This is a genomic window from Leifsonia sp. 115AMFTsu3.1 (genome assembly GCF_004362795.1).
Classification (GTDB): domain Bacteria; phylum Actinomycetota; class Actinomycetes; order Actinomycetales; family Microbacteriaceae; genus Leifsonia.
On sequence record NZ_SNYB01000001.1, the window covers coordinates 1,098,957 to 1,112,964 of the forward strand.

General features: G+C 69.0%; 12 protein-coding genes and 1 riboswitch. Of the genes, 3 read left to right on the forward strand and 9 right to left on the reverse strand.

Going from position 1 to position 14,008, the window contains the following annotated elements; genetic code table 11:
• Position 1: 1 nt before the first annotated feature.
• Positions 2 to 1,090 (reverse strand): bifunctional diaminohydroxyphosphoribosylaminopyrimidine deaminase/5-amino-6-(5-phosphoribosylamino)uracil reductase RibD, encoded by a 1,089-nt coding sequence (gene ribD, locus AXZ95_RS05360; protein ID WP_133638797.1) that lies wholly within the window; start codon positions 1,088 to 1,090, stop codon positions 2 to 4.
• Positions 1,091 to 1,179: 89 nt separating this feature from the next.
• Positions 1,180 to 1,335, reverse strand: a riboswitch (FMN riboswitch).
• A gap of 65 nt (positions 1,336 to 1,400) precedes the next feature.
• Complete coding sequence (locus tag AXZ95_RS05365) at positions 1,401 to 2,426, reverse strand: sugar-binding domain-containing protein (RefSeq protein WP_018189987.1); 1,026 nt, start codon at positions 2,424 to 2,426, stop codon at positions 1,401 to 1,403.
• A 146-nt stretch (positions 2,427 to 2,572) separates the two neighbouring features.
• Between AXZ95_RS05365 and AXZ95_RS05370 the strand changes: the two genes are divergently transcribed.
• The 3 genes from AXZ95_RS05370 (at position 2,573) to glpK (ending at position 6,814) form a co-directional block, all read left to right on the forward strand.
• Positions 2,573 to 4,312 carry a glycerol-3-phosphate dehydrogenase/oxidase gene (locus AXZ95_RS05370; RefSeq protein ID WP_018189988.1) on the forward strand — a complete coding sequence of 580 codons (1,740 nt, stop codon included), beginning with the start codon at positions 2,573 to 2,575 and terminating at the stop codon, positions 4,310 to 4,312.
• Positions 4,313 to 4,444: 132 nt separating this feature from the next.
• Positions 4,445 to 5,221 carry an MIP/aquaporin family protein gene (locus AXZ95_RS05375; RefSeq protein WP_081626590.1) on the forward strand — a complete coding sequence of 259 codons (777 nt, stop codon included), beginning with the start codon at positions 4,445 to 4,447 and terminating at the stop codon, positions 5,219 to 5,221.
• A gap of 72 nt (positions 5,222 to 5,293) precedes the next feature.
• Positions 5,294 to 6,814: a glycerol kinase GlpK gene (glpK, locus tag AXZ95_RS05380; RefSeq protein ID WP_018189990.1), complete on the forward strand. Its 1,521-nt coding sequence runs from the start codon at positions 5,294 to 5,296 to the stop codon at positions 6,812 to 6,814.
• A gap of 53 nt (positions 6,815 to 6,867) precedes the next feature.
• Here glpK and AXZ95_RS05385 read toward each other — a convergent pair whose 3' ends face one another.
• The 7 genes from AXZ95_RS05385 to sdhA form a co-directional block, all read right to left on the reverse strand.
• A complete protein-coding gene (locus tag AXZ95_RS05385) occupies positions 6,868 to 7,599 on the reverse strand; it encodes an HAD family hydrolase (protein WP_018189991.1) in 732 nt (243 codons plus the stop codon).
• Complete coding sequence (locus tag AXZ95_RS05390; RefSeq protein WP_018189992.1) at positions 7,596 to 8,189, reverse strand: GNAT family N-acetyltransferase; 594 nt, start codon at positions 8,187 to 8,189, stop codon at positions 7,596 to 7,598. The genes AXZ95_RS05385 and AXZ95_RS05390 overlap by 4 nt, the downstream gene beginning before the upstream one ends.
• Positions 8,189 to 9,199 (reverse strand): tryptophan--tRNA ligase, encoded by a 1,011-nt coding sequence (trpS, locus tag AXZ95_RS05395; RefSeq protein ID WP_018189993.1) that lies wholly within the window; start codon positions 9,197 to 9,199, stop codon positions 8,189 to 8,191. The genes AXZ95_RS05390 and trpS overlap by 1 nt, the downstream gene beginning before the upstream one ends.
• Positions 9,200 to 9,243: 44 nt before the next feature.
• Entirely contained in the window at positions 9,244 to 10,080 is an 837-nt protein-coding gene (locus AXZ95_RS05400) for an exodeoxyribonuclease III (RefSeq protein ID WP_018189994.1), read from the reverse strand.
• Positions 10,081 to 10,113: 33 nt separating this feature from the next.
• Complete coding sequence (locus AXZ95_RS05405) at positions 10,114 to 11,340, reverse strand: YihY/virulence factor BrkB family protein (protein WP_018189995.1); 1,227 nt, start codon at positions 11,338 to 11,340, stop codon at positions 10,114 to 10,116.
• A 93-nt stretch (positions 11,341 to 11,433) separates the two neighbouring features.
• A complete protein-coding gene (locus AXZ95_RS05410; protein WP_018189996.1) occupies positions 11,434 to 12,195 on the reverse strand; it encodes a succinate dehydrogenase iron-sulfur subunit in 762 nt (253 codons plus the stop codon).
• Positions 12,195 to 13,997 carry a succinate dehydrogenase flavoprotein subunit gene (gene sdhA, locus AXZ95_RS05415; RefSeq protein ID WP_018189997.1) on the reverse strand — a complete coding sequence of 601 codons (1,803 nt, stop codon included), beginning with the start codon at positions 13,995 to 13,997 and terminating at the stop codon, positions 12,195 to 12,197. Before sdhA ends, AXZ95_RS05410 begins: the two co-directional genes overlap by 1 nt.
• Positions 13,998 to 14,008 lie beyond the last annotated feature (11 nt).

Sequence of the window (14,008 nt, forward strand, 5' to 3'; positions counted from 1 at the left end):
GTCAGCCCTCCTGGCCGGTGGGGATCTGGGGTGTGGGGAAGATGTCGGCGCCGGCCACATCGACGCGATCGTTGATGGGTGCGGCAGTGCGGGGTGCGCCGTCGGGGAGGGGGACGGCTCGGATGAGCAGATCGCCGCCGAGGCGCTCGACGTCGATCACGCGCAGGCGGCGCTGGTCGGCGATGGTCTCGACACCGAGGTCGCCGAGGGCGACCCGCGGGCCGCCGAGGAGCGTCGGCGCGAGATAGATCGCGTACTCGTCGACGAGGCCGGCGGCGACGAACGCGCTCGCCAGCGTCGGACCGCCCTCGACGTAGACGCGGCGGAAGCCGCGCTGGTGCAGGTCGGCGACCACGTCGTCCAGGTCGTGCGTTCCCTCGAAGACGACGGGGTTGGGGTGGCGGAACACCGCCGCGTCCTTCGGGATGGCGCGGGTGCCCACCACGACCGGCGTCGGCTGGGCGCCCATCAGCTCGCCCGCGTCGCCCCGCGCCGTGAGGCTCGGGTCGTCGGCGAGCACCGTCCCGGTGCCGACGACGATGGCGTCGGACGCCTCCCTCTGCTCGTGCACGCGCTGCCGGGCCGCTGCGCCGGTGATCCACTTGCTGGTGCCGTCGGCCGCGGCGGCCCGGCCGTCGAGGCTGCTCGCCCACTTGACGACGATGTACGGCCGGCCGAGGCGGGCGGCGGTGAGCCAGTCGCCCAGGAAGGCGTCGATCTCGTCGCGCAGCACGCCGCCGATGACCTCGACGCCGGCCTCGCGGAGGCGCTGGGCGCCGCCGCTGGAGTGGTGACCCGGGTCGTCCGTTCCGTAGACCACGCGGGCGACGCCCGCCTCGATGAGTGCCTCGGAGCACGGGCCGGTGTGGCCCCAGTGGTTGCACGGCTCGAGCGTGACGACGGCCGTCGCCCCGCGGGCGCCGCCGTCGGGCAGCTGGCTCAGCGCATCCACCTCGGCGTGCGCGGTGCCGACGCCGCGGTGCCAGCCCTCGGCGAGCACGTGGCCCTCCGCGTCGAGGATCACGCAGCCGACCCGGGGGTTGACGCCCCGGGCGGGACCGTTCGCGGCGAGCTCGAGAGCCGTGCGCATGGGGGCTTCCCACGTCATCCCGTTGCCATCCTGTCTCGTGTCGAGACGTGTCGCCGGGGTCGCGTGGGCGCCAGCCCATGCGGGCTGCCCACCGTGCTTCCTCCCATCCGGACTGAGCGAGCGGGCTTTCGCCTGCACGCATTACCGTCGGTGCCGGAATTCCACCGGCTCAGCAGGACGCCTGGGCGTCCCGCTCGCGGACTGTCACCGCCGGTTCGGACTTTCACCGACCCCGGAGCACGTATTTCGTTGTCGAGTCTAGATCAACGCGCCGTCGCGCCGTCTATTCCCTGGTCGGTGCGACGCCGCGTTACGCGGCGGCGACGGCGGTCGGCTCGCCCGCCGGCTCCACCTGCGCGGGCTGCGTCAGCTGCACGAGCGCCCGTGCCGTCCCCTCGTCGACGATCAGGTCGGTGATGAGTCCGGCGGCGAGGGCGCCACGGAGGCTGTGCACCTTGGACGGGCCGGAGACGATGCAGACCCGGCGCGGCACGCGCTTGATCAGGTCGATGTCCGGGCCGCTCGCCCGTTCGTTCAGCGGGATGCCGTGGTGGCTGCCGTCCTCGCGGAAGAAGACGGTCGCGACGTCGCCGACCACACCGGACTCGTCGAGCGACGCGTAGTCGGCCTGGTCGAGGTAGCCGCCGGCATAGACGTGCGAGCGGACCTCCGAGAACGGGGATCCGAGACCGAAGAGGGCGACATCCATGCGCTCCTGGATGTCGAGGATGCGCCGGGTGCTGCGCTCGCGCCACATGGCGGTCTTGGTCTGCGGGTCGTCGAAGAGGGCGGGCACCGGGAACTCCTGGATGGTGCCCGAATACGTGTCGCCGAACCGGCGCAGGATCTCGGACGCATACAGCACACCGGTCGTGTAGGTGTTGCCGGCGCCGTTGAGCTGCACGAACTCGACGTTGTGCAGCTCCTTCGGGATGAGGTGCCTGCTCAGAGCGCTCATGGTCGAGCCCCACGCGACCCCCACGGTCTGGTTGGAGTCGATGAACCTGTCGAGAATTCGTGCAGCGGAGATGGCGACGCGCTCCAGGCGGTCGACGTCGCTGATGGCGCTCGGCATGGGGACGATGTGCGCCGCGATGCCGAAGCGGTCGTGGATCGTCTGCTGGATGCGGCTCGCACCTTCGTGCGGCTCGGCGATCTGGATGGTGACGAGTCCGGACGAGCGGGCGTAGCTGAGCAGCCGGGAAACGCTGGAGCGCGAGGTGTGCATCTCGTGCGCGATCGCTTCCATCGTGAGGTCCTGCATGTAGTACAGGTGGCCCGCCTTGAGGGCGTCGCGGACCTTGTCGGGCAGGTGCTCGGTGTCGGGCTGGGGCATTCGGGGCCTCTTTCTCCTCCGGCACGTTCTCTTCAAGCGGATCGGGGGGTGTGCACGTATGTGCATCCGGCTTGATCGAAGTTGTGCCGCCACGAAAACTATAGCTGCAGCACCACCCCAGAAGAGAAGCGATACAGGAGAAGACCGTGACGACGAAGTCGACCACACGCACCGAGGTCCAGCGCCTCCGCGAACGCCCCCGAGCACAGGTGCTCGTCGTCGGCGGCGGCATCAACGGACTCGGCACCTTCCGCGACCTCGCCCTGCAGGGCGTCGACGTGATCCTCGTCGAGCGCAACGACTTCGTCTCCGGCGCATCGGCGGCCTCCAGCCACATGATCCACGGCGGCATCCGCTACCTCGAGAACGGGGAGTTCCGCCTCGTCAAGGAGTCGGTGACGGAGCGCAACGGCCTGCTGAAGATCGCGCCGCACTACGTGAAGCCGCTCGAGACCACCATCCCGATCTTCTCCACCTTCTCCGGCATCCTCGCGGCCCCGCTCCGCTTCCTCACCCACAAGCAGGGCAAGCCGAAGGAGCGCGGCGCGTTCCTCATCAAGACCGGCCTGACGATCTACGACTCCTTCTCGCGCGACGGCGGCTCGGTACCGCGGCACACTTTCCACGGCCGCAAGAAGTCGCTGGAGACCCTGCCGGCGCTCAACCCGGACCTCAAGTACACGGCCACGTACTTCGACGCATCCGTGCACGACCCGGAGCGTCTCGCCCTCGACGTCCTGGCCGACGGCCTCGCCGCCGGTCCGCACGCCCGCGCCGTCAACTACGTCGAGGCGATCGGCGCGCGCGACGGCGGTGTGCTGGTGCGCGACCGCGAGACGGGTGAGGAGTTCACCATCACGGCGGACGTCGTCGTCAACGCCTCCGGCCCGTGGACCGACCTGACGAACGAGGCGCTCGGACAGGAGACGCGCTACATGGGCGGCACCAAGGGGTCGCACATCGTGCTCGACAACCCCGCGCTGCTGGAGGCCTGCCAGGGCCGCGAGATGTTCTTCGAGAACAACGACGGCCGCATCGTCCTCATCTACCCGCTCAAGGGCCGGGTCATGGTCGGTACGACCGACATCGACGCCGACATGTCCGAGCGCGCGGTCATCACCGAGGACGAGATCGACTACTTCATCGAACTGGTCTCGCACGTTTTCCCACGCATCCCGGTCACCCGCGAGCAGATCGTCTACACGTTCTCCGGCGTCCGCCCGCTGCCGCACCACGACGACACGGCCCCCGGCTTCGTGTCGCGCGACTACCGGATCGTGCCGGGCACCGTCGCAGGTCTCGGCGACACGACGGTGCTCAGCCTGGTCGGCGGCAAGTGGACGACGTTCCGCGCGCTCAGCGAGCACCTCGCCAACGAGACGCTGAAGGCGCTCGGCGCGACCCGCACCGTCCAGACCCTCGGACTGCCGATCGGCGGCGGCGCCGGCTTCCCGACCACTCCGCAGGCGGAGCGCGACTGGATCGCCCGCTACGGCGCGGATGTCGGCGACGAGCGGGCCGCGACGCTGCTCCACCGCTACGGCACCAAGGCCACCTATGTCCTCGATGCGATCGCCGGCTGGGACGGGGACGACGCCCCGCTCGCCGCAGCCCCGTCGTACTCCCGCGCGGAGATCGACCATGTCGTCCGGAGCGAGCACGTCGTGCACCTCGACGACGTGTTCCTGCGACGGACGAGCCTGGCGTTCACCGGTGCGGTGAACCTCGAGCTGGTGCACGAGATCGCCGAAATCACGGCAAACGCGCTCGGATGGTCGCCAAATCGACGCGCGGAGGAGGAAGATTCGTTCGTAGCGGACCTCGCCGACGCCCACCGGGTGCAGTTGAAGTCGGGGGACGGGAGCGAAGCCGCGGCGCTTCGATAATGCACGAACGTGCATGACACGGTTCTTGTCACGGTGGGCGTGACCGCAATAGCGTTCAAATGCCCACCCTGACAAGAGCCGCACCAGAACGCACAACAGGGTGCGGGTCAACTGAACAACTGGAAGGTCAACGTGGACAATATCGGTGTAGATTTCCTGTCCGAGCTGGTGGGCACAGCAATGCTGGTCCTGCTCGGTACCGGTGTCGTGGCGAACGTCGCCCTCATCAAGAACAAGGGCTTCAACGGCGGGTTCCTGATGGTCAACTTCGGTTGGGGCATCGCAGTGTTCTCGGGTGTGGTCGTGGCTTACAACTCGGGAGCGCACCTCAACCCGGCTGTGACCCTCGGACTCGTCGCCAACGGCGCCAAGACATTCGGCTCCGCGGCGGCGCACACCCTGGTGCCGGTCAACTTCATCACGGTGCTGCTGTACATCCTGGCTCAGCTGATCGGCGCGATCATCGGCGCCGTGCTGACGTTCCTGGCGTACAAGCGGCACTTCGACGAGGAGCCGGACCCGGCGAACAAGCTCGGCGTCTTCTCGACCGGCCCGGCCATCCGCGGCTACGGCTGGAACCTGGTCACCGAGATCATCGGCACGTTCGTGCTGGTCTTCGTGGTGATCGCGTTCGGCCACCAGCCCGGCCAGGCGGCCGGCCTCGCCGCCCTCGGCGCTCTCCCCGTCGCCCTCCTCGTGATCGGCATCGGTGCGAGCCTCGGTGGTCCGACCGGGTACGCCATCAACCCTGCTCGTGACCTCGGTCCTCGCATCGCTCACGCGATCCTCCCGATCAAGGGCAAGGGCTCGAGCGACTGGGCCTACTCGTGGGTGCCCATCGTCGGCCCGATCATCGGCGGTCTGATCGCCGGATGGCTCGCGCTGGTGCTCCTCCCGCTCATCAAGTGACATCGGGGGCCGGCCGGGAGCGATCCCGCCGGCCCCTCTCCGTTCCACCCCCAAAGAACAAAGGAGTTACCTATGGCCGACTACGTCGTCGCCATCGATCAGGGCACGACCAGCACCCGGGCGATCATCTTCGACAAGTCCGGGTCGATCGTCTCGACCGGACAGCTGGAGCACGAGCAGATCTTCCCGAAGGCCGGATGGGTCGAGCACAACCCGGTCGAGATCTGGAACAACACCCGCGAGGTCATCGGCCAGGCGCTCTCCAAGGCCGACCTGACCCGCCACGACATCGCGGCGGTCGGCATCACCAACCAGCGCGAGACCGCGGTGGTGTGGGACAAGAACACCGGCGAGCCGGTCTACAACGCCATCGTCTGGCAGGACACCCGCACGCAGCCGATCGTCGACCGCCTGGCGGCCGACGGCGGCACGGAGCGCTTCAAGCAGATCGTCGGCCTCCCGCTGGCGACCTACTTCTCCGGCACCAAGATCGTGTGGATCCTGGAGAACGTCGAGGGCGCCCGCGAGCGCGCCGAGGCGGGCGACCTGCTGTTCGGCACGACCGACACCTGGGTGCTCTGGAACCTCACCGGCGGCCCGGACGGCGGTGTGCACGCCACCGACGTGACCAACGCCTCCCGCACGCTGTTCATGGACCTCGAGACGCTGAGCTGGCGCGACGACATCCTCGAGGTGTTCGGGGTGCCGAAGTCGATGCTCCCCGCGATCAAGAGCTCGTCCGAGGTCTACGGTCAGGTCGAGGCGTCCAGCCTCCTCCGCGAGGTTCCCGTCGCGGGCATCCTCGGCGACCAGCAGGCCGCGACCTTCGGCCAGGCCGCGTTCGACACAGGCGAGTCCAAGAACACGTACGGTACCGGCAACTTCCTCATCTTCAACACCGGTGAGGAGATCGTCCACTCGAAGAACGGTCTGCTGACGACCCTCGGCTACAAGCTCGGGGACGCGGCGCCGCACTACGCGCTGGAGGGATCGATCGCTGTCACCGGCTCGCTGGTGCAGTGGCTGCGCGACAACCTCGGGATCATCTCGAGCGCGCCGGAGATCGAGGAGCTCGCCAAGACGGTCGACGACAACGGTGGCGCGTACTTCGTGCCGGCGTTCTCTGGCCTGTTCGCCCCGTATTGGCGGGCGGATGCGCGCGGTGCGCTCGTCGGACTCACCCGCTACGTGAACAAGGGCCACATCGCCCGCGCGGTGCTGGAGGCCACGGCCTTCCAGACCCGCGAGGTGCTGGACGCCGTCAACGCGGACTCGGGCGTCGACCTCACGGAGCTCAAGGTCGACGGCGGCATGATCGCCAACAACCTGCTCATGCAGTTCCAGGCCGACATCCTCGGCGTCCCGGTGATCCGTCCGGTCGTCGCGGAGACGACCGCCCTCGGTGCCGCGTACGCCGCGGGGCTCGCGGTCGGGTTCTGGTCGGACCTCGACGACCTGCGCAAGAACTGGCAGGAGGACAGCCGCTGGACCCCGAACATGGATGCGGAGGAGCGCGACCGTCAGATCCGTCTCTGGAAGAAGGCCGTCACGAAGACCTTCGACTGGGTCGACGACGACGTGCGCAACGCCTGAGCCGTCCACTCCACGAAGCGCCGTCCGGCATCCGCCGGGCGGCGCTTCGCCGTTCAGGCCAGGAGGGGAGCGAGCTCGGCGAGCGAGGCGATGGTCCGGACGCCGGCGGTGGCCGCGTCGAGTTCGTCCTCGGGGGAGGGGACGGCATTCCGCCGGTTGAGCCACACCCCGGTGAGGCCGGCCCGTGCGCTCCCGATCGCGTCCGTGCGGAGCCGGTCACCCACGTAGGCGGCCTGATCCGGTCGCACGCCGAAGGCGTCACACGCCGCGTGGAAGATCGCCGCGTCGGGCTTGGCCACGCCGACCTCGCCGGACGCGATCAGGTGCTCCATGCGAGCGTCGAGCCCGACCGCTTCCACCTTCCGGCCCTGGAAGGCCAGGTCGCCGTTCGTGATGAGGCCGAAGCGGACACCGGGGAGGGCGGCTTCCAGTGCATCCAGGGCAGGGAGGGCGTCGTCGTGCAGCGACCAGGCGGCCACGTAGTGCTCGAAGTAGTCGGCGAACCAGGCGCTCGCCTGGGCGTCGTCCAGCTCGACGCCGTGGCGGGCCGCGAAGTCGCGGGCGCGCGCCTGTCGCTGCCCCTCGAAGTCCAGGTCACCCGCGAGGTACGAGTGGTAGTGCTCCTCCTCGAGGTCGTGCCAGAGCGTGACGACCTCGTCCGCCTCGGCCGTGCCGTAGGGCGGCCCGAGCGTCTCGGCATACCGCAGGATGCCCGCCTCGACGGCCGCACGGTGCGCGAACAGGGTGTCGTCGAGGTCGAACAGCACGACGCGGATGTCGCTCACGCCGGAACCTGGACGAACGAGACATCGGGCCAGTCGCCCGCGGGCCGTCCGGCGTCCTGCGGCAGGAGAGTGCCACGCCACTCATCGAACCGCTCGCCCCGCTGCTCGGCGCCGCCCGGCACGATGCCGTCCCAGCGGAAGCCGGCACGGCGGGCGACGGCCGCGCTGGCGGCGTTCCCGGCGAGCGCACGCCACACCAGCTTGCGCAGCGCCAAGCCGCCCGGAGCCGGCGCGAAGCCGTAGTCGACGACCAGCGCTGTGGCCTCGGACATGATGCCCTTCCCGCGGGCCTCCGGCGCCATCCAGTAGCCGATCTCGCCCTGGTGCTCGCGGATGTCGCCGATGCTGATCATGCCGAGCAGCACGCCATCGACACGGACCGCCCACGTGCAGACCCGGCCGCTCGCCCAGCCGTCGGGGACGACACTCGTCACGAAACCCACGGCGTTCTCACGCGTGTAGGGCGACGGCACGGTCGTCCAGCGGGCGATGGCCGGGTCGGCGCAGACCTCGGCGATCCGGTCGACATCCGCGTGCCCGGGCGTCGAGAGCGTCACACGCGCGCCCGTCAGGACGACCGGCGCCGGCATCAGCGCGCTCGCCGGAGGAAGCCGATGCGGTCGTACGCCTTCTCGAGGGTGCCCTCGGCGACATCGCTCGCGCGCTCGGCGTTGACCGCGAGGATGCGGTCGAGCTCGGCGGGGTCGGCGAGAAGGTCGAGCGCGCGCTGGCGGATGGGAGCGAACTCCTCGACCACCACCTCCACGAGGCCCTTCTTGAAGTCGCCGTAGCCCTTGCCCTCGTACTCCAGCTCGATGGACTCGATCGAGCGGCCGCTGAGCGCCGAGAAGATCGAGAGCAGGTTGGAGATGCCCGGCTTGCCCTCGCGGTCGAACGACACGACGCCGTCGGTGTCGGTGACCGCGCGCATGATCTTCTTGCGCGTCACATCCGGCTCGTCGAGCATCCAGATGATGCCGGCGCCCGACTCGGCGGACTTCGACATCTTCGACTCCGGGTTCTGGAGGTCGTAGATGCGGGCGCTGTCCTTCAGGATCATCGCCTGCGGCACGACGAACGTCTGGCCGAAGCGGCTGTTGAAGCGCTCGGCCAGGTCGCGCGTCAGCTCGACGTGCTGGCGCTGATCGTCGCCCACGGGCACGACCTCGGTGTCGTAGAGCAGGATGTCCGCAGCCATCAGCACCGGGTACGCGAAGAGCCCGACCGAGGTCGCCTCGGCGCCCTGCTTCTGCGACTTGTCCTTGAACTGCGTCATCCGCGACGCCTCGCCGAACCCGGTAATGGTGTTCAACACCCAGGCCAGCTGCGCGTGCGCGGGCACGTGGGACTGCACATAGAGGGTGGAGGCGGACGGGTCGATCCCGGCAGCGATGTACTGCGCCGCCGTGCGGCGCGTCTTCTCACGCAGTTCCGCCGGATCCTGCGCCACCGTGATGGCGTGCAGGTCGACGACGGAGAAGAACGCGTCGTGCGTGCTCTGCAGCTCTTTCCACTGCAGGAGTGCGCCGATGTAGTTGCCGAGGTGCAGCGAGTCGGCCGACGGCTGCATGCCGGAGTAGAGGCGGGGGAGGGTTGTCATGGTTCTGCTTTCGAAATCTGGAGGGATGCGGAGGCTTAGGGCCGTCAGAGCGCGTAGTCGACGACCACAGGCGTGTGGTCCGACCATCGCTCGTCGTAGGCGGCCGCACGGTCGACCGACCAGCCCGTGACCCGCTCCGCGAGTGCGGGGGTCGCCAGCTGGTAGTCGATGCGCCATCCGGTGTCGTTGTCGAACGCCTTGCCGCGCCACGACCACCACGTGTACGGCCCCTCGACCTCGCCCGCGTGCTTGCGGACGACGTCGACCCAGCCGAGCCCGGCGCCGGCGTTGTAGGCCGGATCGCCTTCGGCGCCGAGGATGCGGTCGAAGTACTCCCGCTCCTCCGGCAGGAAGCCGGCGCGCTTGACGTTGCCCTTCCAGTTGCGGATGTCGAGCGTGCGGTGGCCGACGTTGAGGTCGCCCATCACCACGGCGAGCTCGTTGTGCTTCTGCAACTCGGGAAGCCGCGCCTCCATCGCGTCGAGGAAGCGGTATTTCTCGGTCTGCTTCTCCGTGCCGGCCTCGCCCGAGTGGACGTACGCGCTGACGACGGTGATCACCGTGCCGCCGACCTCGTAGTCGGCCTCCAGCCAGCGGCCCGCGCTGTCGAACTCGCTCGGGCCGAGCTCCACGCGGTGGATGGATGCGCGGTGCCTGCTCGCGATCGCGACTCCCGCACGGCCCTTGGCCGTGGCCGGGTCGTGGACGATGTCCCACTCGTCGCCGAGGAGGCCCTGAAGGTCTTCGGACGAGGCCCGGACCTCCTGGATGGCGAGGATGTCGACGTCGCGCCCGTCGAGCCAGGCGCCCATGCCCTTGCGGAAGGCGGCGCGGATGCCGTTGGCGTTGATCGTGGCGATGCGCAAGCGACTCGAGGGCATGGTTCCAGCCTACCGGGGGCGGCCGACAAGGTTTCAGGCGACCGGTTCTCCGTCGAGGAGGTCGTTCAGCCGCTGCTCCGCCCGGGCGACGCGGCGCTGCGCGGGCAGCCGGGAGAACCACCTCGCCGTCGCCAGATCGTCCTGTGCCTGCGCCAGTTCCGATCGAGCGACCAGCACACGCGCCTCGTGCTCGGCCGCGGCGCGCTCCGCGGCCGCCTCCTCCGGCGTGACGGCGCGCGGCGAGAGGCCGCGGTCGGCCATCCCGATGGCGATCCACGACGCCGACAGCAGGATGACGCGCGAGATGAGGTTGAACCACAGCAGGAGACCGATGAAGACGGCGAATGTCGCCAGGAGCGGGTTCTTGTAGGCGGCCCCGAGAAGCAGACCACCCAGGGCGCTCAGCCCGGCGAGCACGAGCGCGCCCAGCAGCGCGCCGAAGAACAGGTTGCGCCACGGGATCGCCACCCGGGACATGATGCGGAACATCGCCCCCAACGTGACGATGTTGAGCGCGACCGACACGACGAGACCCGAGAGACGCGTCGCAGCGTTGGTCCAGAACGAGTCCGACAGGCCCGTCAGATCCAGGAGGAGCGTCAGCGCCTGCGTGCTGACGATCGTGAGCAGCGCCGACAGCACGAACAGCACGCCGAAGATGAGCGCGAGTCCGAGGTCGCGCACCTTCTGGAGCACATAGCTGGTGGTGTCGCGGCTGAGGCGGAACACCGCCCGGACCGCCTGCCGTGTGTAGTAGAGCCAGCCGATCGCTGTCCAGATCAGGCCGATGGCGGCGATGACACCCGTCCAGCCGAAGGAGGAGGCGTTGCGCAGCTGCTCCTGCGGGATCACCCCGACCGTGGCGCTCGTCTCGATCAGGCCGGGCACCGCCCGGTTGATCAGGGCCACGAGAGCGTCGAACACTGCCTCGTTGCCGGAGAGCCAGTAGCTCGCGACGGAGAATCCCACCCACACCGCGGCGAACACCGCGAAGAGGGACTGGTACCCCATTCCGGCCGCGCGCAGGTTGCCGTCCGAATACGAGTAGTTGATGTAGACGCGATACGGCCGCAGAGCCTTGACCCACTTCGCCCAGACCGAGACGCGCGCCACCGGGCGCTCGAACCGGCGCACCAGGGGGTCGGCACGCTCCACCAGGCGCTCCCTCAGAGACTCGTCCACGTGCGGCTCCACGTTGCCCGCGGCGCGCTGGAGGTCCGGGTCCGGCGGGGAGGGCTCGCCTCGGGACTTCTTGGCCACGCCGTCAGGATAGCGAGCGGGCGTACCGCTCGGAGATGCACGACGGCCCGCTCCGATGCGGAGCGGGCCGTCGTGGACGTGTTCGCGGCTCGATCAGGCCTTGCCGCGCATGATCGCCTGCTTCACCTCGGCGATCGCCTGCGTGACCTGGATGCCGCGCGGGCAGGCGTCGGTGCAGTTGAAGGTCGTGCGGCAGCGCCACACGCCCTCCTTGTCGTTGAGGATGTCGAGGCGCACCTGGGAGTTGTCGTCGCGCGAGTCGAAGATGAAACGGTGCGCGTTGACGATCGCGGCCGGGCCGAAGTACTGGCCGTCCGTCCAGAACACCGGGCAGGACGATGTGCACGCGGCGCAGAGGATGCACTTGGTGGTGTCGTCGAAGCGGGCCCGGTCGGCGACCGACTGGATGCGCTCCTTGCCCTTCTCCGGCTTCGAGTTCGCGACGAGGAACGGCTGCACCTCGCGGTACGACTCGAAGAACGGCTCCATGTCGACGATGAGGTCCTTCTCGAGCGGCAGGCCCTTGATCGCCTCGACGTAGATCGGCTTCGAGATGTCGAGGTCCTTGATCAGCGTCTTGCAGGCGAGGCGGTTGCGGCCGTTGATGCGCATGGCGTCGGATCCGCAGATGCCGTGGGCGCACGAGCGGCGGAAGGTGAGCGAGCCGTCCTGCTCCCACTTGATCTTGTGGAGGGCGTCGAGGATGCGGTCGGTCGGGAACAGCTCGACGTCGAAGTCCTGCCAGCGCGGCTCGCTGTCCACATCCGGGTCGAAACGGCGGATGATGAGCGTCACGGTGAACGACTCGACCGGGGCCTCGGGGGCCGGGGGAGTCTCGAGCACGGCGTTCGACATCAGTACTTCCTCTCCATCGGCTGGTAGCGGGTCACCACGACCGGCTTCCAGTCGAGCGTGATGTGGTCTGCCGCATCGGACGAGTGCGGGTCGCCGGTGAGGTAGGCCATCGTGTGCTTCATGTAGTTCTCGTCGTCGCGCTTCGGGAAGTCGTCGCGCATGTGGCCGCCGCGGGACTCCTTGCGGTTGCGCGCGGAGTAGACGACGACCTCGGCGAGGTCGAGCAGGAAGCCGAGCTCGACGGCCTCCAGCAGGTCGGTGTTGTAGCGCTTGCCCTTGTCCTGCACCTGCACGTTGCGGTAGCGCTCGCGCAGCTGGTGGATGGTCTCGGTGACCTTGGCGAGGGACTCGTCGGTGCGGAACACCTGGGCGTTCCGGTCCATCTCGTCCTGCAGCTCCTTGCGGATGGCGGCGATGCGCTCGGTCCCGGTGGAGCCGCGGAGGTCGCCGATCATGCTGCGGACCGCGCCGGCCGGGTCCTCCGGCAGCGGGACGAACTCGGCGGTCTTGACGTACTCGACCGCGTTGTTGCCCGCGCGCTTGCCGAAGACGTTGATGTCGAGCAGGGAGTTCGTGCCCAGGCGGTTGGAGCCGTGCACGGAGACGCAGGCGCACTCGCCGGCGGCGTAGAGGCCGGGGACGACCGTCGTGTTGTCGCGCAGCACCTCAGCGGCCGTGTTGGTCGGGATGCCGCCCATGGCGTAGTGCGCGGTGGGCATCACCGGGACCGGCTCGACCACGGGGTCGACGCCGAGGTAGGTGCGGGCGAACTCCGTGATGTCGGGGAGCTTGGTCTCGAGCACCTCGGCGCCCAGGTGCGTGCAGTCGAGCAGCACGTAGTCCTTGTGCGGTCCGGCGCCGCGGCCCTCGGCGACCTCCTGCACCATGCAGCGGGCGACGATGTCGCGCGGCGCGAGGTCTTTGATGGTCGGGGCGTAGCGCTCCATGAACCGCTCGCCGGACGCGTTGCGGAGGATGGCGCCCTCGCCGCGGGCGCCCTCGGTGAGGAGGATGCCCAGGCCGGCCAGGCCGGTCGGGTGGAACTGGAAGAACTCCATGTCCTCCAGCGGCAGCCCCTTGCGCCAGATGATGCCGACGCCGTCGCCGGTCAGCGTGTGGGCGTTGGAGGTGGTCTTGAAGATCTTGCCGAAGCCGCCGGTCGCGAAGATGATCGCCTTCGAGTGGAAGACGTGCAGCTCGCCGGTGGACAGCTCGTAGGCGACGACGCCGGCGGGCTGGGGGACCCCGTCCACCTCGTTCATGATCACGTCGAGCACGTAGAACTCGTTGAAGAAGTTGATGCCGAGCTTGACGCAGTTCTGGAACAGCGTCTGCAGGATCATGTGGCCGGTGCGGTCCGCGGCGTAGCACGCCCGGCGGACCGGAGCCTTGCCGTGATCGCGGGTGTGGCCGCCGAAGCGGCGCTGGTCGATCTTGCCCTCGGGCGTGCGGTTGAACGGCAGGCCCATGTTCTCGAGGTCGATGACCGCGTCGATGGCCTCCTTGGCGAGGATCTCCGCCGCATCCTGGTCGACGAGGTAGTCGCCGCCCTTGACGGTGTCGAAGGTGTGCCACTCCCAGCTGTCCTCCTCGACGTTCGCGAGGGCGGCGGCCATGCCGCCCTGCGCCGCACCCGTGTGGGAGCGCGTCGGGTAGAGCTTCGAGATGACGGCGGTGCGGGCGTGGGGCCCTGCTTCGATCGCCGCGCGCATGCCGGCGCCGCCGGCTCCGACGATGACGATGTCGAACTCGTGGTAGTGGACGCCGTCGATGACGGTGGATTCAGTAGCTTCTGTTGTCACAGGTCTTCCGT